Here is an 18,903-nt window from a genome sequence, read left to right on the forward strand (position 1 = left end):
GAGAACTGCTATTTTTATTGTAATCCTGGGTATCCTTGTTGTCTCAATGCTTCATAAATAACAATAGCAGCGGTATTTGATAAATTGAGTGAACGTACATGATTACTTTGCGGAATACGCAAGCACATATCTCGACGTTCATACGCAAAGTCCTTTGGCAGACCTGTAGTTTCTTTCCCGAACATAAAGTAAATATCATGTTCTTTATCACTAAAATCATGTGTCGTGAACGGCTCATCACTATAAGTTTCGATTAAATAAACATCTCCATTTTTAGAGTACTCTATAAAATCATCCAGTGAGTCATGATAGACAACATTCACACTATGCCAATAATCTAAGCCCGCACGTTTCAGCATTTTATCGTCTGTCGAAAAACCAAGTGGACGAATTAAATGCAGTGATGTATTAGTGCCAGCGCAAGTGCGAGCAATATTTCCTGTATTAGCTGGAATTTCTGGTTGATATAAAACGATATGCAATGGCATAACGGTACACTTCCTTATTAAGAATTTCTTTGATTAGGTTTTTTGTTCAAATTGAGCGGAGTTCCGTTCCTTAGTAATAAAACTGCAACCCTTTGTGAATTTCAGCGAGTACTTCTTCATCCTGTTCTTTCAACTGGGCCTCAAGCAATGCTGATTTGGCCGTTTCGCCACCTATTTTGCCTAAAGCCCACGCAGCTGTGCCTCGGATTACAGGACGATCATCCTTTTCAAGAAGAGAGATTAGATCTGGTATGGCAGCTTCCTCTTTAAAATGAGCAAGTGCCAAGATGGCATTACGTTGAATAGGTTTTTTCCCACGCCATGAGCCTGAGACGTGACCAAACTTCGTCTTAAATTCTCGATTAGAAATCGTTAAAAGAGGTATCAGTAATGGCTTAGCAAGTTCTGGATCTGGCTTGAATTCTTCATGTATCCAATTAATTTTCCCTTTATTTTTCGGACATACTGTCTGGCATGTATCACAGCCATAGAGACGATTACCGATATGACTACGAAATTCATCAGGAAGTGTTCCCTTTGTTTGAGTAAGAAAGGCAATACAACGCTGTGCATTCAGTTGCCCTCCCTCAATTAATGCGCCCGTTGGACAAACATCCAAGCACAAGCGACACTCTCCACATTCATCCTCTATTGGCTTATCTGGCGCAAATGGTATATTCGTGATGAGCTCTCCTAAATACACATAAGAACCAAATTCAGGCGTTATTATGGAGCAGTTTTTTCCGCTCCAGCCTATGCCTGCACGTTCTGCTACAGCTCGGTCTACAAGTGCTCCTGTATCTACCATCGATTCAATACGTACACCTTCGACATGCTCCTCAAGCCAAGCAGATAATAATTTCAAGCGTTCCCGCAATGCTGTATGATAATCGACACCCCATGAAGCTCGGCAGAAAATCCCACGTCGTGCACCTTTTTTACCAACTGGTGCATTTTGCATACGTGAAGGATAAGCAACAGCTATCGCTATAATGCTCTCTGCTTCATTTAATAATTGAAGGGGTTCGGTACGTTTTTCAATATCACTTTCTTCAAAACCAGACTGATAGCCAAGCTCCTGTTGGCGACGCAATCTATTTTTTAATTCTGTAAAAGGAGCTGCTGTTGTAAAACCTATTTTATCAACGCCAATGGACATTGCATATGCCACAAAATCACGTTGTAGGTCATGTATGTTCATTTTATTTCCAACTCCTTACATGGTACAATAATAGAAATAGATAAAGTAGGTGATGTTCATTGGAAATTTCCATTAACCAATCTCTATTAGCACAACATCCCGAGCTAAAAATCGGCATTATTCATTATACCAAAATTGTCGTAGCAGAATCGCCCCAAATGATAAAAGGTCGTATGCAATTGTATCAGGAAAATCTCTTTCTAGAAATGCAGAATCACCCTGTGACACAATACGAGGGTATATTAGAATGGCGACAGCTATGGAAAAAGCTTGGTGCTGATCCAAACCGTTATCGTCATTCAGCAGAAAGCTTAATGCGTCGAATTAGTAAGCAAAACTATTTAACACCGTTCCATTCAGGTGTTGATTTAAATAATTTTTTCTCTCTCCAATACGAAACGCCAATTGGTCTATATGATATTGCCCAAATCAAAGGCTTTGTAGATATTGCTCTTGGTCATGATGAAATTGGTTATGACGGTTTAAATGGGCGGTTTAATACATTAACAAATATTCTATATAGTTATGATGAAATAGGCGCATTTGGCTCACCTTTTGTTGATTCTAAACGTACAGCTGTTACAGAAGAAACGACCGAGGCATTACATATATTTTACCTCAGACCATCATTAACAACTGAATCAGCAAACGAACTTCTTGCATCAGCAGGGAAAATGTTCAACCAAATTCATGGCGGTCATTATCAAATCGCCCTCTTGTCAAATGATGCACCATCTACAACACTATAAAAAGGACGTGTTTTCGTGATTAATCTTGCAGAAGCTGTTAAACTAAAAAGTATTTTAGGAAAGAAAACGCAAGAGCTTGTTAGTGAATTACACCGCAGTGCTTTTGTGACAGTGGAAAAGGGACAAGCTCCTAAAACAAGTAATCGTAATCTCCCCCTTATAGAAGCTGATTTAGCACAAGTTCGTCTAGATGCACGTACGTTAGATCGTTTAGTATATGAAGCAAACATCCAACACTCAGTAGATTTTAAAGGGGAAAAACTAGCGCTAGTAGAAGCAATTGAACTGGCAACACAGCTTCGTGCCGAGGCTGAATTTTGTAAAGAATTCAGTATGCGTGAAAAAGAAAGTGTAAGATTTGGCTATGGTGACAATACAATGTTATACGAAATCGCCTTGTATGAGCCTGATGAATATCGGGAACGTGCAATGAAGCTCGAAAAAGATGCACATAAACTATCCAATCTTATTAATGCAAAAAATTATAGTATACAAATTAACTTTGACGATTCTCGTTATTTCTAATCTCGGGGCGGTGAGACTCCAAACCGAGTTGGATGTGCTGTTTTCAAATTTAGCTTTTGAGCTAACTTACCTGAAACCAATAACAAGTTACCTGTTACTGTATGACCGATGACTAATGACCAACTATAGGCAAAAGCCATACTCAGACAACTTAATTCCGTTTGAAAACGCCATCCAAGGCTCTCCTACATTTATGTATGGAGAGCTTTTTTATTGGCTTTCAAATAATAAAGCAAATAATTTGGATGTCTAGTTTGCCCCATTGAAGGACAAAATGGAAGTATCTATAGGAAAGGGGTCATACAATGACGCAGCAAAATGATTCATCACATGAGCGAGATACAACATTGACAAATCGACAGGGACATCCGATTACCAACAATCAAAATTTAAGAACTGTCAGTAATCGCGGTCCTGCAACACTTGAGAATTATGATTTTTTAGAGAAAATGAGTCACTTTGACCGAGAACGAGTGCCAGAACGAGTTGTCCATGCTCGTGGTGCAGGTGCCCATGGGTATTTTGAAACCTATGGTGTTGCTGGTGATGATCCAATTTCTAAGTATACGCGTGCAAAAGTTTTTCAAGATAAAGGAAAAAAAACACCTGTCTTCGTACGGTTTTCAACCGTTATACATGGTGGTCACTCTCCCGAAACATTACGTGATCCTCGGGGCTTTGCGGTAAAGTTTTATACAGAGGATGGAAACTGGGATTTAGTGGGCAATAATTTGAAGATTTTCTTCATCCGTGATGCAATGAAATTTCCAGACATGATCCATGCTTTTAAACCTGACCCCATCACTAATATTCAAAATGTTGAACGTTTCTTTGACTTTTGTGCTAGCTCACCAGAGACCTTCCATATGGTAACATTTGTGTACTCACCTTGGGGCATTCCAGCTAACTATCGAATGATGCAGGGCTCTGGCGTTAATACGTACAAATGGGTCAATAATGAAGGCAAAGCGGTCCTTGTCAAATATCACTGGGAACCACTACAAGGCATTAAAAATTTAACACAAAAAGAAGCAGAAGAAATCCAACAGAAAAATTTTAATCATGCTACTCAAGATTTATATGATGCGATTGAACGCGGTGAATATCCTGAATGGGAGCTAAACGTTCAAATTATGGAGGATGGCCCACATCCTGAACTTGATTTTGATCCATTGGATGATACAAAGCTTTGGCCTAACGATCAATTCCCATGGTATCCAGTCGGCAAAATGGTGTTAAACAAAAACCCTGAAGATTATTTTGCAGAGGTAGAACAAGCATCATTTGGCACAGGGGTACTTGTCGATGGCTTAGATTTTTCTGACGATAAAATGTTACAAGGTCGTACTTTCTCTTATTCAGATACACAGCGTCATCGTGTAGGAGCCAACTATCTCCAATTGCCTATTAATGCGCCTAAAAAGCACGTAGCAACCAATCAAAACGGTGGGCAAATGATGTATAAACGCGATGTAGCACCTGGTCAAAATCCACATATCAATTATGAGCCATCCATGTTAAATGGTTTAAAAGAAGCGACACAAACTGGTAAAGAACATACACCATTTGTAGAAGGGAATCTTGTTCGCGAATCAATTGATCGTCAAAGTAATACCAAGCAAGCTGGTGAAACATACCGTAGCTTTGAGCAATGGGAGCGCGATGAGCTGCTTGAAAATTTAATTCGTGATTTATCGGTCTGTCATATGGCTATTCAAAATGCAATGATTGCTCTAGCAGAAGAAGCAGATGAAGAATATGGCCGCTTACTAAAAGAAGGATTGCATAAGGCTAGAAAGGATTCTTCTCCTTCAAAGCCACTTGGCAATATTGATGGCGATAAAGCCACTAACGATGCGGTTAATAAAGGACATGATGCCGAGCCTTATTAACTAAGCAAAAAAGACATTACATTTTTGTGTAATGTCTTTTTTGCATTATTCATAGGCCTTAACCCAATGATAAGGTTGAATTTCCTTTAATGATTTACATACCAGTTCACCATCCGTATTCGTAATCGCCGCTTTCACATGCTCTCTCCAATAGAAAAGTCTTTCTTGGCAGAGCCCACACGGTGAAAGTACTACGAATGCGGATTCTTCATTTTCTCTAGCAACACAAATTGAATGCGTACCCTTTACATTAAATTTATGCGCCTCAAGAATAGCACATAATTTAGTAGCTATCTTAATGACCTCTGGCAAAACATCTTAAGATCTGACCATCTTCGGAATATAAGCTGCCGCTCCTCCGCAACCACAAAGGTATCTTATTTATGCTAATGCTACCGCTGCTTCATATAGTTTTTTTTCAATACCCATCTTCCATCTCCATATAGTCAATACACGCCAGGTAATATTTTCAACACTTTATTGTCTGCGTCTAAAATAGCATCTGCACCTAATGGAATAGCAATATTCGTTGTTTCATGTCCAATCTTAAAACCTGCTACGACTGGAATCCCTAAATCGGCAAAATACTCTTTCATTAAAACATGCAGTGCTGCTTCATCTGATCCTGTCTGTGTAAATGAACCAACGACAACTCCTGCTAACTGTTCGAACTTTCTTGCTTGTTTTAAATGCTGAAGCATTGAATCTATTACGGGTATCGTCTCATCTAGGTCCTCTATCAATAAAATTCGACCTTCAGTCTTCACTTCAAATTTGGTTCCTAATGTGCTGACAAGGCGATAAAGGTTTCCGCCAATCATTTCACCACGTGCAACACCTCCAGCAATCGTTGTTAATGAAGAAATAGCCTCTGTATACTGAATTTCAATCGGGGAAAATAGTTGTAAAAACATTTTCTTCGATAAATCATCCATCCTACTCGCCGCCATAAGCAACGGACCATGAAATGTCACCATATTGGCATACTCATTGATCGCACAATGTAAATATGTAAGATCTGAAAAGCCCCAGAAAATTTTAGGATTTTCCTCTAATAAAGTATAATCAATTTTTTCAGCTATTCGTGCAGAGCCATAGCCACCCTTCGCACAAAAAATTGCTTTCACTTCAGGATTTTTCACCATTTCATGAAAATCAGCTAGTCTTACCTCATCACTACCTGCCAAATAATCATGTTTTGCATGGATCGTATCGCCAACAATATAGCGAAGTCCCAATTCGTCTAAAAAGGATAATGCATCCCCTAGTTTTTCAGGCTCTACAAGACTTGAAAGTGCAACAACACCGACTAGGTCGCCCTTTTGTAAACATGGTACAGTACTTTTCACATTTATTCCTCCTCTTGTTTTCCTCATTTTAGCATAGCAAAACATAGGAGGCATTGATTATTCCTAAGGCTAGCACCTATAATTGACCATAATAGCTAACAATAAAGGAGTTACAGCTTTATGAAAATCCCACCATATGCATTATTGTTGCTTGCAACTCTTTTATGGGGTGGTAATTTTGTGATTGGACGTGCCGTTAGTGGGAATATCCCTCCATTAACACTAGCCTTTCTACGCTGGTGTGTGGCATTTATCGTGTTTTCACCAATTGCTCTTCGCCAATTAAAGCGTGAATGGCCGATGTTGAAAGAACATTGGTTCATCGTCCTTATTTTATCATTAACAGGCGTTGCAGCATTTAATACCCTTGTCTATATAGGACTGCATTACACAACGTCCATTAATGCTTCATTGATGAACGCTTTTACACCTATTATGATTTACATACTCTCCTTTATTTTTTTGAAAGAAAAACTATCCATATTCCAGCTATTAGGGACGGTTTTATCGCTTAGTGGTGTTGTCTTTATTATTACTGGTGGCTCTTTGGCAAGTATAGTAGACTTTACTTTCAACAGAGGTGACTTAATTGTTATCGCTGCGGTGTTTTGTTGGAGTGTGTATTCATTGCTCATCAAACAGTATGCAACTCGTTTACCAGGGCAGTCCACCTTTATCATAACGATTGGACTGGGGGCTATTGTGTTATTTCCTTTTTACCTCTATGAAACGAATACAATCTCTATTCATTGGGAATGGTCTACTATTGCGGCTATTTTATATGTAGGCATTTTTGCTTCCATTGTTGCTTTTCTCTGCTGGAATAATGGTGTCGTACAGCTGGGAGCGAGCAAGGCGAGCATTTATTTAAACTTCATCCCTGTTTTCGCCTCTATTTTTGCTGTCCTTTTTCTAGAGGAGCAATTACATACATTCCAACTTATTGGTGGACTAGCAGTTGTTGCGGGGGTTATCTTATCAGGAAAAACAAATAAGCAAAGACTTCATTCATAAGAGGTCTTTGCCTTATTATTGTTAGTTCGTACCACCATAAATAATCGTAACATTAGGATGGTTTAATAATTGACTTGCTGGGAAATCTTCTGTCACATGACCACTTTTTAATTTTTCGATCGCATCGAGTTTCTTTTCTCCAAAGGCAATAAGGACAATTTCCTTGGCCTTCATAATGGATTGAATACCCATTGTGATCGCATGTGTTGGCACCTCAGATAGGTTATCAAAGTAAACAGCATTTTCTGTTCTTGTGGACTCTGTTAATTCAACAATATTCGTCGTCGCATCAAACGGAGTGCCTGGCTCATTAAAGCCTATATGACCATTTACACCGATTCCAAGAAGCTGTAAATCAATACCTCCCGCTTCTTCAATACGCCCATCATAAGCAACACATTCAGCAGCTAAATCTTCTGACTTACCATTCGGCAAATGTATATTCTCTGTCAGTATATCCACAAAATTGAATAAGTTCTCGTGCATAAATGTCCAATAGCTTGCTGGGCTTGCTTGCTCAAGTCCTACATATTCGTCCAAGTTAAACGTTTGGACATCCTTAAAAGATAAACGACCTGCCTGGTGTCGAGCCACTAACTCCTTATACATACCGACAGGTGAACCACCAGTTGCTAATCCTAAAACACTGTTTGGCTTCTCTTGTATTTGCTTCGAGAAAATATTCGCTGCAACCTCGCTTATTTCCTCATATGTATTTACTGCTATCCACTTCATACCGTTTACCATACCTACCTTACCATCAATATTATTAACTAAAATGTAAAATATTTCACTTTATAGTAGCTAATATATTAATCTTACTAGTTATTCAGCTATTTTTCTATCATTTCCTTTTTAAGTTTATGCGTGTAATCTTAGACTATTTCGGTTATGTTAGTAATAAGGAAGTGAGGCGATTTTATGAATGCACAGATTCAGCACTATTTACAGCATATTCAATTTCAAGGAACTTTAGAGCCTTCCATACAACTACTTGGACAGTTGCAGACGAAACATCTACTAACCATTCCCTATGAAAATTTAGATGTTGCCTTGAACCGTGGTATCTCCTTCGCTATTCCTGATTTATTTCAAAAAATCATTATTGAACGACGTGGCGGTAATTGCTTTGAACTCAATATTTTATTTAGTTGGCTCTTGCGGGAACTTGGCTTTTCTGTAACAAATCGCTATGCTCAATTTTGGCGCAACGTAGCTGAAGATACCCTTCCAGAAGAGTTTCCCATGCATCAACTTTTATTGGTAAATGTTGCTGGACAATACTATATTTCTGATGTAGGTGTCGGTGCTTTAGCCCCTTGTAAGCCAGTACCATTAATTGCAGGGCATCAACTCCGTGAAGGACGAGAGTTATATAAAATAGAACGTGATGAAGCAAATGGTTGGATGCTTTTCGAGCAAATCAAACAGAGTTGGCGTTTGCTTTATAGTTTTCACGATGATGCAAATGATGCGAAATTTGCACCACGACTCTCTAAGCAAAAAAACAAAATCGCTATGATTCGAACTACTCGTGGACGTCACACCATGATGAACAACGAGTTTAGAATCTATGAAGGGTCATCCTTAACAACCTATACAACACACAATGACAAGGAGTGGCTACAAGCCCTACAGCGTTTTTTTCATATCTCATTACATGACTAAAAGAGCAAGCCCACTTCGAAAAGTAGGCTTGCTTTATGTTTATTTCATTGTACGATTGAGCAACTCAAATACGACAATATCATTGTGTAACTCTTTCACTAAACCGATATCATCTACAAAATAATAGGTTTTCACTACATCACTATAGATGGATCTTTCTTCAAGTATCACGACACCCGAATATTGTACCTCACCAGCTTGAACAGTACCGTTAGTCGTTTTAACCGTCACTCGTACACCGGAAGTAACTCCTGCGTCATCCTCATGTAAAATGACACCTATTCTAAGTGGTAGTTCCAAATATAGATCATAATGTGTGGTAGCATCACTAGCAATGGCTTGACCATATATACGATCATGACCATATAAAAGTTCATCAGGAAATGTTTGTTCTGTACTTAAATTTTGAACGGTCCATACATCATTTTTACCGTCATGATGATCATATTGATAATTTAGCATATACCGCTTATGATCGCTTACAGAATAATAGGCATACGTATAAACAAAAGCAGAGTCTTTTAACAGATTAGGTTTAGACAGGGTCATAGCTCGTGCCAAAAATGCTGAAAAGTGGGCACGTGTGACTGGTTCATGTGGTTTAAATGATCCATCCTCATAGCCTCTTATTAAATGATTATGAGCTAGTGTTAAAATCTCCTTATAGCCTGGCGTCTGCTCCGTTACATCTGAAAAATAATAAGGGTCTGAGCCTTTTAATTGAAAGGCTCTTTGTAGCACAATAGCCATTTCCCCTCTAGTAAACGGTGCATCTGGGTTAAATTTATGAGTTGTATCAAATATTCCTTTATTTTGTACAGCAGAAATTTCTTTGTAATATTTATTAGCCGTCGATACATCTTGATAGTTTGGATTTTGTACGTTGATTGTGTTTAGTCCTAAAGCACGTGTTAGCAGCACAGCTACCTGTGCTTTCGTAATAGTTTCATTCGGCATGAATAGGTTGTTTGAGTAGCCTTTCACAATACCTTGTTCCACTAAATAATCGATTTCTGTCGTCAATGTATCATCCACTAAATCTTTAAAGCTTGCTGCTCGTACATCCTTAGGTAATAGTGCTACAGTTATCAGGATCAAACATACTATCTTCAATAGGTTCTTCATGTTATCCCTCCTCCATCGATTCTTTACCCATCTAAGCCAATTCTTACTCTTCATATGAAAATACCACAACCATAAAAGATATGATTGTGGTATTTCATATTAGTACATAGCACTTGGTAATACGACACCATCGCTCATTTTAATGATACGATCAGCATAGGCTAACATTTCTTCATCATGCGTCACCATTAATGTTGTAATGTTTAATGTTTTCGTTAATTCTCTTAGCAACAACATAATCTCTTTAGAACGCTGTGAGTCTAAGCTAGCTGTTGGTTCATCAGCAAACAATACTTTCGGTTGATGGATTATAGCACGCGCAATTGCTACTCGCTGTTTTTCTCCACCTGACAAAGAGGAAGGATAAGCTGTCATACGATGAGCCATTCCAACTAATTGTAATAGGCGATTTACCTCATGCTTTTGTTCGTGCTTTTTTAATGAAGAATCAGCAACCTCGAGCATTAATAACAGCTGCTCTTCCACTGTAAGAAACGGTACGAGATGAGCAAATTGAAAAACAAAGCCGAATTTACTTGCCCGCAATTTTCGTACCTGTTCGGTGCTCATCGTCATAAGATTTTGCTCTTCAAAAAGGACTTGCCCATAAGTTGCAGGCTGTAGTCCTGCAGCTATTGTTAAAAGTGTGCTTTTCCCTGAGCCTGATGCACCTACTAATGCCGTAATCTCTCCCTCTTTTAGAGAAAGATTGATACCTTTTAAAATTTCCTCCTCGACTTCACCATTTTTAAACGTTTTCCTTACTTCATCAATTGTAAATAACGTCATGATTAAGCCTCCCCTTGCTGTATTGCTTGTAACGGTTCAATTTTTTTAATTTGTATCCCTGATAATGTAGCTCCAATAAAGCCAATAATAAGAAACACGATGGATAACTGTGTTGTTGTGGCAATCGTTAATGTAAAAGGCATTCCTTTTGGTGCAACTAAATTAAATAGTTGGCTAAGACTGACAGATACAAAAAGGGAGATGACTGTAATAATAGCCATTTGTGTCCAGATCATTTTGAACAACTTACTTGTTTTTAAACCAATCGCTTTTAATATGCCATACAAGCCAATTTTTTGTACATTCATCATATAGAAGAAAATAGCGAATAACATGCCACTAATCACGACTAAGAACCATATAATCATATTTAAAGACAGCTGTTCCGCACTATAACTCGGAATTGTGTTGAGAAATTCTTTATTGCTATACGCTTGTAGCCCTTTAAATTCTTTTGGTTCCTTATTCGGTACATAAATTAACTGCTTGTTATTTACTCGATACATCTCGTGATAAGCCTCTTCACTAATATAAGCAACAGGTGCATGGCTGTATTTCTTTTGCTCTACAAAGCCTTTAACAATGAATTCACCACTGTATTGATTATTCGTTAAAGTATCTCCAACTTGAATTCCCTTATCTTGTAACGAGCTATCTAACAGTACCTCACCTTGATGTACATTTTTAAACAGTGTGGATTCGGTAGATGTAACAAAAGCAACACTCTGCTGTTTATCGTCCCGGTCATTTAAAAAGCCCATCTGAATCGAAAAGGCCACCGCATCTTTTTCCTTTGTCATCACTTTCTGTTGGAGATCGTTATCGATTCTTGAAAGATTAAACGTACCATCAGCATCATCAGCCATGTAAAATTGTCCTTTAGGTAAATCTTTAATTAATGCTGCATTATCCTGTGACAAGCCATTTGCCAAACCTGAAATAATAAATGTTAAAAAACTTACTAGGAAGATAATGGAGCCCAAGATTATAAACCGTACTTTATTTTTCTTAATTTCTTTCCAGGCAAGATTCATTACTAACCCCTCCATTTCTTTGATTACTCATAGCTTAAAATTGTTACATGAACAGAACATGAACTAATCATTAATATTAGAGAGATTAAATAAAAAATGCTCTATATAGGACATGTTTGGTCCAATAGAGCGGTTTAAAATTTATTAACTTAAAAAAATTCATATAATCCATTTTTAAAGTAATTGTAGTCGCTTTTGTCTAGTAGCTTTGCGCCATACCCCTCATAAAAAATCTGTTTGTCTTTTGCTGTTTCAAATGCTTGTGGTTTAGGGCGTACTGCTAAAGCAACATCATACCGTGGATCACCTAAAGCACCACTACTCCAATCAATAACGCCCGATATTTTGCGATTATGTACAAGAACATTATCGATCGTGAAATCGCCGTGCACAAGTGTTTGCTGAATGATCTTTGGTTTATTCTTTTTCAGCTCATCTAACAATTCTGAAGTCCCATCTACCTCATAATTTTTCAAATTAAATTCTGCCTGTCCCAGCATATCATCGATCCATACTGTCTCCGTCACTAACTCCCCTGGACACGGGGTTGAATGAATGGCAGAAAGTACCTTACCAAAATTAAATATTATTTCATGTCTGTTTTCTTCATTATCTTCGTTTTCTAGGGCACTTCTCACTGTCTCTCCTTCTAAATATTCCATTAATGCCCATGACTGATTTTCTAATTGTTGTTCGATAAAATAATACAAACTCGGAACAGATAATGTAGATGTTGATAGATTTTTAAGGACAGACACTTCTTTCGATAGCCATGAGCAAAATTGTTCTCCTTTTGTTCTTTTTAAAATAAATGTTCCTCTTCCACAATTGAGAATACCTACATCCGATGTATGCCCCTGTCTTGGGAAAGAAATATTGATAACGCCTCCAACATACTCAACTATTTCTTTATTTCTTTAGGGACTTCATTTAACTGTATGGGATGCAAGTTTTTCACCACCTAAGCTACAAATTTTAATGATCTCCCATTACACTTTTCCCAGTTTGATAAAGAACAGAATCGATATTGCCCCATACATAAATTAGTAAGTCTAAGTCTTTATCACCTATTTTGATTTTTTCCGATTTTTCCAACCTAGCTCCCAATTTCTCATAAAAAAACTTCGACTTATTATCGTCTAATACTTCAACAAAAATTTTCTCATAGCCTAACGCTTTCAACTTAGTAAACAATTTATTGACTAGTTTATTCCCTATTCCTTGACCCTGAAATTGTTCTAAAATGTAGATTGACGTTAAATCCCCAGATCCTTCAATTTCATTTTCAGCTCTCTTACCACCATCAGTAAATCCAATAACTTCCCCATCACCATTTTCAGCAACGTAAACATAATTATCGACTTTAGATATGTTCCCTATCCATAATTTCGTTCTTTGCTCATAAGACAATTTTTCTAAATACTCGGCAGGCATAATATTTTTATAAGTTGTTTTCCAACTATCTACATGAACCTTAGCTATCTCTTTTGCATCTGACAATTTAGCTTTCCTTATAATCATTTTTCCACACCGTCCTTCATATTTACTGTTTATTCAATATTTATGTATTCATCTCCTCTTTTGGTTGCACAAAATTATTTGACTCATTCGCACGATGTTTTGTAAAACCTAATCAATTAAAAAACGCTTCTTACAAAAAGAAAGAAACGCTGCTTTTGAGAGCTTGAACAAGCTATCTATGATATCGGTGGTCGATGGCGAAATAAAAGTATAGATATTATTAGGCTTCGTAAATGTAATGTGTAAAATTTGTGTAAAACAAACTTTCCTTATATATATAGCTGCTTGCTGATAAGCTCTTACTGACCCATCGATAAAAAATGTGTTGTCTATTTTCTGGACATAGTATCAAGATTATTAAATGATCATTGACTTTCTTTCATTATAATAAAGTCGATTATGGAGAACGCCCTGATACACACTGTTGTATTAAATAAAAAAACAAGAATGCTAATATAAACATCCCTGTTTTACTTCCCAATAGTTAACCTAAATACTTTTTCTGCGTTTCAATAGTTTTCTTTTAATCTTATTCGTTTTATAGTTTTACAGCGTTTTTATATATTTTAAGATGTTATCAATATCTTCAGAATTATATTCTGCCTCAGATAAAAGATAGTATCCACTTTTAGAAAAATCAATGTGACCAAGTAAACTTTTTAAGTAGGGAGAAATCAAAACCAAAACGCCACCATTTTCTAATAATTCCTCTGGAGATTCAAACCCATGAGTAACTTCTACGTTAAAAGAACTCAAATTATTTTCTTTCAATGAATTTTCTATACTTTTTTTTAGTCTCGTTGACCTTTTCTTCAAAAAGAATCCTTCTCTATCTAAGCCTGTTGCAAACCCTCTAAACCCCATTGCTAATTTCGGATAAATATAAATCTTTTTCATTATGATCACCCTTTCAAAAGAATTATGATTCTTTTAATACTAATCATAAATTTTACCCATCATTTTTTATGTAAAATTAAGGATTTTATTCATTATCACACCATTCTATTATATCACGTATCGAACTATTATATAGCTGGTGTTTGAGTAAACCCATACTGTTCCTTAAATGGCTCCCACTTTTCAGGATTTTCATCCTGAAATTTCTTAACGTTTTATTATTTAAAAATATATCTTTAATTGAACATAAATAAGGAGCCATTTAATTGTTCATTTAGGTCATGCTCTATTTTTACAAATTAGATTCCTTTTTCAATTTACAAGCTAATATAGTAAATTCCCACGGGATATTTTCATTATTCCATCCACGATGCTCATCAAATGTTTCTAATTTGAAACCAGATTTGATTACTGAATTTATTATCTCGCTTAGAGTATATAATCTAATTGAAACATTGGGAAAGTCTTGTTGTTCATTTTCATCAAAGAAATTTTTGTATGCTACATCACCAGCTTGAAATTCCTTATCAAAATAATTAAAATCCTTGCCACCAGTATTTATACATTTTCTTAAAGGATGAAAATCACTCAGAACCATTTGCCCATTATTTTTTAGTAGTGAATATAAAATTGCCATTAATTTATCAATATCATTAAAATAATGTAGTATACCCCCTTCTAGATAAAGCATGTCAAAATAACCTTGATACTTTATTAAGTCTATATCATAAATATCAGTGACAATGAAGTTCATAGCAGTTTTTGCATTTTTCGCTAATTCTAATGCATATTTTTTATTTTCCTCTGAAATATCAAATACCGTTACTTCTGCACCTAGTAAAGCTAATGGAACAGCTTTTCTTCCATTTGAACCACAAAGATTGGCAATCTTTTTTCCTTCAATCTGTTCAAAATATTGTTTATGCTTTTTAAGATGAGATTTGGGATCCTCCAATATTTGATTAGCTAAATCATTGGGAGCTCCATAACTTTTGTTCCAATATTCATAAGCTCGATATTCCCAAGCCTTTTTATTTTTTATACTTTGTTCATTCATGTCATTTCCCTCTCTTTCCGATTATGATTCATATTCGTTCTTCTATAAAATTTACCTCGCATCAGTAGATGTTCTTCACGCCCAAAATTTAAATTCCATTAGTTATTGCACTTTGGATTAATTTAATTTAATATACAAATGATAATTAACTAAACATTAACTTACAAGGAAAATTATGAAAATTATTATATGGGTTCTTTATCCTAAAATCGGGTGGGGAAGTTTTTTAGATAGCAAGTTTTCGTATAAAATACAATGGAAGGAGGTGGAATTTAATGGACTTTATCTGGAAATAAACCGCTTGGAAATAATTTATTTCTTTCTGCTATTGCGGATTGTCTCTGATCCTATCTGTACCTTATAGTAAGGGAAGAAGCCGTATAGTCAGTAGAAACCCTTGAAAAAGTTAGTTCAGAAAATTTCTAATAGGAGAATGTAAAATGAATTTAAAAGAAAAGTTGATATTAATAAAAGAAAATGGGTACCAAGCCCCCCCCGATACATTCCAGTTGATACTAGAAATGATAAATAACATCGGTTCTGTGGATGCCCAACTACGTGATGAGCTAATTTATACAACCTTATCACATTGGATTCCTGATAATTCTCTAACAGCAAACGAACTAGAACAACTTCTACCGGTTGTTTTGGATAAAAACCATTTGCTTTTTAAGCTTGGTGAAACAAATACAGACTCTGTCTTCACTCGATCTTTCTCCATGCTAGTCATACCGCTCCTCTTCATGAGGCATAGAGAATCACCATTTCTCTCAAAAGAGCAAATTCATCAGATAAAAGAAAAAGTATTTTACAATGTACAAGAAGAGCGAGATTACCGTGGGTATGACGAAGAAAAAGGATGGGCTCATGCTATAGCCCATGCAGCAGATGCTTTAGAATATTTGGCTCAATGTTCCGAACTGGATAAAAATGACCTCTTAACTATCCTCGATTTGGTTTACGAAAAGATGACCATAACAGATCGAATTTACTCCGATGGGGAAGATGAGAGAATGGTAAAATCCATAATTAGTGTTTTAAATAGAAAAATACTTAGTCAGACTTATGTAGAGCAATGGATTCAAAGTTTTGGTGATGTTGAGAAAAATTCTGAATTTCTCCCTGCCTTTAAGCAAAAAAATAATATAAAGAATTTTTTGAAAAGCTTATACTTTCGAGTTAAATTTTACAAAGTGGATGCCGTTCTCTGCTCGACTATCGAGCATACATTATATAAAGTAGAAAAAGTATACTATTCCTAATTAAAAAAATGAGGGGAAAGCACACGCACCTGTCCGTCTCCACTTCAAATGTGGTAACTGGCAAACAAAAAACACCTCCAGATAATGAACATCATTTAGTGTTTTATAATGAAAGTCAATATACAAAGTAATAACAAATGAACGAGCAAATTATGATTTAAAGAAAGTGTTACTCGAATTAAATATTCGACCACTTATTACAATGCACGGTTTAAGACATACTCATGGTAGTATTTTATTGCACAAGAAAGCGTCTTACCAATACGTAAGTAAACGCTTAGGTCATGAAGACATTGAAACAACAATGAGAACTTATGCACATCTTCTAAAAGAAACCATTGAAGAAAACGATCAATTGGCAATCGATACTTTTACAGAAATGTATCAGTAGAAGAACAATTAACGCCTTACAATGTCCAAATTAAATTTTATTAAAAAGCTCATGTTTGAAAAATAAACATGGACTTTTTTTGTTTTGCTTCCCTTAATCAATCCCGTTTTCCCAGATCGCAGCTTGTGTAAAAACTTGTGTAAAGTGAACCTGTCTGTGTGTAAAATAATTTCGATTCTTATCGTAACCCCAAAAATACAAAAAGCTCACAAACCCTGTTATATCAAGGTTTATGAGCTTTCTAAACTTATTAATCGTAACGTGAAGATACCGGTGGTCGGGGTCGAACCGACACTCCAAAGGAACACGATTTTGAGTCGTGCGCGTCTGCCAATTCCGCCACACCGGCATAATGGAGATAAAAAAAATCGGATAAACCGATTATCAATTAAAATATATGGAGGCGGCAACCGGATTTGAACCGGTGATAAAGGTGTTGCAGACCTGTGCCTTACCACTTGGCTATGCCGCCATCATACTTGGAGCGGAAGACGAGGTTCGAACTCGCGACCCCCACCTTGGCAAGGTGGTGTTCTACCACTGAACTACTTCCGCAAAAAAATGGCTGGGGTACCTGGATTCGAACCAGGGCATGACGGAATCAAAATCCGTTGCCTTACCGCTTGGCTATACCCCAAAAGTTATTTACATATAAATGGGGCGACTGATGGGAATCGAACCCACGAATGCCTGAACCACAATCAGGTGCGTTAACCACTTCGCCACAACCGCCATATTACTATATTTTATGATTTTAAATTAAATGGGGCGACTGATGGGAATCGAACCCACGAATGCCTGAACCACAATCAGGTGCGTTAACCACTTCGCCACAACCGCCATATTACTATATTTTATGATTTTAAATTAAATGGGGCGACTGATGGGAATCGAACCCACGAATGCCTGAACCACAATCAGGTGCGTTAACCACTTCGCCACAACCGCCATAAAATTAATTGGCAGGGGCAGTAGGAATCGAACCCACATCAAAGGTTTTGGAGACCTCTATTCTACCGTTAAACTATGCCCCTGTAATAATAAAACTGGTGGAGGGGGACGGATTCGAACCGCCGAACCCTAAGGAGCGGATTTACAGTCCGCCGCGTTTAGCCACTTCGCTACCCCTCCGGTAATACATGGTGCCGGCGATAGGAGTCGAACCCACGACCTACTGATTACAAGTCAGTTGCTCTACCAACTGAGCTACACCGGCAAAAAAATATGGTGGGTCAGGACGGAATCGAACCGCCGACACTTAGAGCTTCAATCTAATGCTCTACCAACTGAGCTACTGACCCATATTTTATAAAAAATGGCGGTCCCGACCGGGATCGAACCGGCGATCTCCTGCGTGACAGGCAGGCATGTTAACCGCTACACCACGGGACCATTTGGTTGCGGGGGCCGGATTTGAACCAACGACCTTCGGGTTATGAGCCCGACGAGCTACCACTGCTCCACCCCGCGATAATACTATTTGGATATATAATTATGGTGGAGGATGACGGGCTCGAACCGCCGACCCTCTGCTTGTAAGGCAGATGCTCTCCCAGCTGAGCTAATCCTCCATCTGGGTATTAAAAATGGTGACCCCTACGGGATTCGAACCCGTGTTACCGCCGTGAAAGGGCGGTGTCTTAACCGCTTGACCAAGGGGCCTATAACTGGAATAAATCAAAGTGCTGGCGGAGAGTAAGGGATTTGAACCCTTGAGACAGTGTTAACCGCCTACACGATTTCCAATCGTGCTCCTTCGGCCACTCGGACAACTCTCCAAGAATGGCTCCGAAGGCAGGACTCGAACCTGCGACAACCTGATTAACAGTCAGGTGCTACTACCAACTGAGCTACTTCGGAATAATTTTAGTGTACAGCCTAGCGATGTCCTACTCTCACAGGGGGAAGCCCCCAACTACCATCGGCGCTAAAGAGCTTAAC

The 18,903-nt window shown here is 37.5% G+C and carries 18 protein-coding genes, 17 tRNA genes and 1 pseudogene; 7 read left to right on the plus strand and 29 right to left on the minus strand.

Going from position 1 to position 18,903, the window contains the following annotated elements:
• Positions 1–14: 14 nt before the first annotated feature.
• Together trmL and queG are read right to left on the minus strand one after the other, a co-directional pair.
• Entirely contained in the window at positions 15–488 is a 474-nt protein-coding gene (trmL, locus tag GJU32_RS21575; protein ID WP_155593978.1) for a tRNA (uridine(34)/cytosine(34)/5-carboxymethylaminomethyluridine(34)-2'-O)-methyltransferase TrmL, read from the minus strand.
• 70 nt (positions 489–558) lie between these two features.
• Positions 559–1,689, minus strand: a complete 1,131-nt coding sequence (gene queG, locus GJU32_RS21580) for a tRNA epoxyqueuosine(34) reductase QueG (RefSeq protein ID WP_155593979.1) — start codon at positions 1,687–1,689, stop codon at positions 559–561.
• Between the two features lie 59 nt (positions 1,690–1,748).
• Between queG and GJU32_RS21585 the strand changes: the two genes are divergently transcribed.
• The 3 genes from GJU32_RS21585 to GJU32_RS21595 all read left to right on the plus strand — a co-directional run bounded on the left by GJU32_RS21585 (position 1,749) and on the right by GJU32_RS21595 (position 4,855).
• Positions 1,749–2,438, plus strand: a complete 690-nt coding sequence (locus GJU32_RS21585; protein WP_155593980.1) for a B3/B4 domain-containing protein — start codon at positions 1,749–1,751, stop codon at positions 2,436–2,438.
• A gap of 15 nt (positions 2,439–2,453) precedes the next feature.
• Positions 2,454–2,963: a hypothetical protein gene (locus tag GJU32_RS21590; RefSeq protein ID WP_155593981.1), complete on the plus strand. Its 510-nt coding sequence runs from the start codon at positions 2,454–2,456 to the stop codon at positions 2,961–2,963.
• Positions 2,964–3,268: 305 nt separating this feature from the next.
• Positions 3,269–4,855 carry a catalase gene (locus tag GJU32_RS21595; protein ID WP_155593982.1) on the plus strand — a complete coding sequence of 529 codons (1,587 nt, stop codon included), beginning with the start codon at positions 3,269–3,271 and terminating at the stop codon, positions 4,853–4,855.
• A 45-nt stretch (positions 4,856–4,900) separates the two neighbouring features.
• Here the strand turns inward: GJU32_RS21595 and GJU32_RS23260 are convergent.
• Together GJU32_RS23260 and GJU32_RS21600 are read right to left on the minus strand one after the other, a co-directional pair.
• Positions 4,901–5,236, minus strand: a pseudogene (locus tag GJU32_RS23260) (cytidine deaminase).
• A 65-nt stretch (positions 5,237–5,301) separates the two neighbouring features.
• Positions 5,302–6,204 carry a S66 peptidase family protein gene (locus GJU32_RS21600; protein WP_155593983.1) on the minus strand — a complete coding sequence of 301 codons (903 nt, stop codon included), beginning with the start codon at positions 6,202–6,204 and terminating at the stop codon, positions 5,302–5,304.
• 120 nt (positions 6,205–6,324) lie between these two features.
• Between GJU32_RS21600 and GJU32_RS21605 the strand changes: the two genes are divergently transcribed.
• Positions 6,325–7,218, plus strand: a complete 894-nt coding sequence (locus tag GJU32_RS21605; protein ID WP_155593984.1) for a DMT family transporter — start codon at positions 6,325–6,327, stop codon at positions 7,216–7,218.
• Positions 7,219–7,239: 21 nt separating this feature from the next.
• Here the strand turns inward: GJU32_RS21605 and nagB are convergent, their stop codons facing one another.
• Positions 7,240–7,953 carry a glucosamine-6-phosphate deaminase gene (nagB, locus tag GJU32_RS21610; RefSeq protein ID WP_155593985.1) on the minus strand — a complete coding sequence of 238 codons (714 nt, stop codon included), beginning with the start codon at positions 7,951–7,953 and terminating at the stop codon, positions 7,240–7,242.
• A 186-nt stretch (positions 7,954–8,139) separates the two neighbouring features.
• Here nagB and GJU32_RS21615 point away from each other — a divergent pair, with 186 nt between their 5' ends.
• On the plus strand, positions 8,140–8,886 hold the full coding sequence (locus GJU32_RS21615) for an arylamine N-acetyltransferase family protein (RefSeq protein ID WP_155593986.1): 747 nt from the start codon (positions 8,140–8,142) through the stop codon (positions 8,884–8,886).
• Between the two features lie 39 nt (positions 8,887–8,925).
• Here GJU32_RS21615 and GJU32_RS21620 read toward each other — a convergent pair whose 3' ends face one another.
• From GJU32_RS21620 to GJU32_RS21650, 7 genes are all read right to left on the minus strand, one after another.
• Entirely contained in the window at positions 8,926–10,011 is a 1,086-nt protein-coding gene (locus tag GJU32_RS21620; protein WP_155593987.1) for an S-layer homology domain-containing protein, read from the minus strand.
• 99 nt (positions 10,012–10,110) lie between these two features.
• Positions 10,111–10,800, minus strand: a complete 690-nt coding sequence (locus tag GJU32_RS21625) for an ABC transporter ATP-binding protein (RefSeq protein WP_155593988.1) — start codon at positions 10,798–10,800, stop codon at positions 10,111–10,113.
• 2 nt (positions 10,801–10,802) lie between these two features.
• Positions 10,803–11,834 carry an ABC transporter permease gene (locus tag GJU32_RS21630; protein WP_155593989.1) on the minus strand — a complete coding sequence of 344 codons (1,032 nt, stop codon included), beginning with the start codon at positions 11,832–11,834 and terminating at the stop codon, positions 10,803–10,805.
• A 149-nt stretch (positions 11,835–11,983) separates the two neighbouring features.
• Positions 11,984–12,739: a phosphotransferase family protein gene (locus GJU32_RS21635; RefSeq protein ID WP_338016795.1), complete on the minus strand. Its 756-nt coding sequence runs from the start codon at positions 12,737–12,739 to the stop codon at positions 11,984–11,986.
• A 70-nt stretch (positions 12,740–12,809) separates the two neighbouring features.
• Positions 12,810–13,355 carry a GNAT family N-acetyltransferase gene (locus tag GJU32_RS21640; protein WP_155593990.1) on the minus strand — a complete coding sequence of 182 codons (546 nt, stop codon included), beginning with the start codon at positions 13,353–13,355 and terminating at the stop codon, positions 12,810–12,812.
• A 546-nt stretch (positions 13,356–13,901) separates the two neighbouring features.
• Positions 13,902–14,252 (minus strand): hypothetical protein, encoded by a 351-nt coding sequence (locus GJU32_RS21645; protein ID WP_155593991.1) that lies wholly within the window; start codon positions 14,250–14,252, stop codon positions 13,902–13,904.
• A 292-nt stretch (positions 14,253–14,544) separates the two neighbouring features.
• Positions 14,545–15,309: a class I SAM-dependent methyltransferase gene (locus GJU32_RS21650; RefSeq protein WP_155593992.1), complete on the minus strand. Its 765-nt coding sequence runs from the start codon at positions 15,307–15,309 to the stop codon at positions 14,545–14,547.
• 440 nt (positions 15,310–15,749) lie between these two features.
• Between GJU32_RS21650 and GJU32_RS21655 the strand changes: the two genes are divergently transcribed.
• Together GJU32_RS21655 and GJU32_RS21660 are read left to right on the plus strand one after the other, a co-directional pair.
• The gene (locus GJU32_RS21655) at positions 15,750–16,571 is read left to right on the plus strand and encodes a DUF2785 domain-containing protein (protein WP_155593993.1); all 822 of its coding nucleotides are present in this window, start codon (positions 15,750–15,752) and stop codon (positions 16,569–16,571) included.
• Positions 16,572–16,737: 166 nt separating this feature from the next.
• On the plus strand, positions 16,738–16,962 hold the full coding sequence (locus GJU32_RS21660) for a tyrosine-type recombinase/integrase (RefSeq protein WP_230875118.1): 225 nt from the start codon (positions 16,738–16,740) through the stop codon (positions 16,960–16,962).
• Between the two features lie 268 nt (positions 16,963–17,230).
• Here the strand turns inward: GJU32_RS21660 and GJU32_RS21665 are convergent.
• The 17 genes from GJU32_RS21665 to GJU32_RS21745 form a co-directional block, all read right to left on the minus strand.
• Positions 17,231–17,311 (minus strand) — tRNA-Leu (locus tag GJU32_RS21665).
• A gap of 49 nt (positions 17,312–17,360) precedes the next feature.
• Positions 17,361–17,434 (minus strand) — tRNA-Cys (locus tag GJU32_RS21670).
• 8 nt (positions 17,435–17,442) lie between these two features.
• Positions 17,443–17,517: transfer RNA gene (locus GJU32_RS21675), tRNA-Gly, on the minus strand.
• Positions 17,518–17,524: 7 nt separating this feature from the next.
• Positions 17,525–17,599, minus strand: a tRNA-Gln gene (locus GJU32_RS21680).
• Between the two features lie 19 nt (positions 17,600–17,618).
• A tRNA-His gene (locus GJU32_RS21685) sits at positions 17,619–17,694 on the minus strand.
• Positions 17,695–17,726: 32 nt separating this feature from the next.
• Positions 17,727–17,802, minus strand: a tRNA-His gene (locus GJU32_RS21690).
• Positions 17,803–17,834: 32 nt separating this feature from the next.
• Positions 17,835–17,910: transfer RNA gene (locus tag GJU32_RS21695), tRNA-His, on the minus strand.
• A gap of 12 nt (positions 17,911–17,922) precedes the next feature.
• Positions 17,923–17,996 (minus strand) — tRNA-Trp (locus tag GJU32_RS21700).
• A 13-nt stretch (positions 17,997–18,009) separates the two neighbouring features.
• A tRNA-Tyr gene (locus GJU32_RS21705) sits at positions 18,010–18,093 on the minus strand.
• Between the two features lie 9 nt (positions 18,094–18,102).
• A tRNA-Thr gene (locus tag GJU32_RS21710) sits at positions 18,103–18,178 on the minus strand.
• 9 nt (positions 18,179–18,187) lie between these two features.
• Positions 18,188–18,263, minus strand: a tRNA-Phe gene (locus GJU32_RS21715).
• A gap of 15 nt (positions 18,264–18,278) precedes the next feature.
• Positions 18,279–18,354, minus strand: a tRNA-Asp gene (locus GJU32_RS21720).
• A gap of 3 nt (positions 18,355–18,357) precedes the next feature.
• Positions 18,358–18,432: transfer RNA gene (locus GJU32_RS21725), tRNA-Met, on the minus strand.
• Positions 18,433–18,457: 25 nt separating this feature from the next.
• Positions 18,458–18,533 (minus strand) — tRNA-Val (locus GJU32_RS21730).
• 16 nt (positions 18,534–18,549) lie between these two features.
• Positions 18,550–18,624 (minus strand) — tRNA-Glu (locus GJU32_RS21735).
• Positions 18,625–18,648: 24 nt separating this feature from the next.
• A tRNA-Ser gene (locus GJU32_RS21740) sits at positions 18,649–18,740 on the minus strand.
• A 5-nt stretch (positions 18,741–18,745) separates the two neighbouring features.
• Positions 18,746–18,822 (minus strand) — tRNA-Asn (locus GJU32_RS21745).
• Between the last annotated feature and the right edge of the window lie 81 nt (positions 18,823–18,903).

The organism is Lysinibacillus cavernae (assembly GCF_009724685.1).
Classification (GTDB): Bacteria; Bacillota; Bacilli; order Bacillales_A; family Planococcaceae; genus Lysinibacillus; species Lysinibacillus cavernae.